Here is a 358-nt window from a genome sequence, read left to right as displayed (position 1 = left end):
GGCAGCGTCACACTGGCCGGCACGGCGACCAGCGGCAGCGCCACGGTGAAGGTGCCGCAAGGCGCCACCTGCACGACGCTGGCGGAAACCAACAAGGCGAGCGCGCCCAGCAACTACGCCTGGCAGACAGAGACCACGGTGCCGCCGGCAGGCGCCATCGCGCAAGGTGCGCAGGGCAGCATCACCAACCCGCTGGCGCGCAACCAGATCGATGTGACGATCACCAAGACAGTGACTGGCGCACCCTCGGGTGGGGCACCGGGCAGCTATGGCTTCACGCTGAGCTGCGACACCGGCAGCTATTCAGGCAGCGTCACACTGGCCGGCACGGCGACCAGCGGCAGCGCCACGGTGAAGG

Annotated in this window: 1 protein-coding gene; it reads left to right on the top strand. The window is 69.3% G+C overall.

Annotated elements, in window-relative coordinates; genetic code table 11:
• Nucleotides 1–358, top strand: a 358-nt coding sequence (locus ACODRX_RS25860) for a DUF5979 domain-containing protein (protein ID WP_488874408.1), incomplete at both ends; no start/stop codon positions are given.

Source organism: Comamonas sp. FG99, from assembly GCF_057808605.1.
Note: the sequence above shows the minus strand (reverse complement) of the source record. Positions and strands in the feature narration are given on the sequence as shown.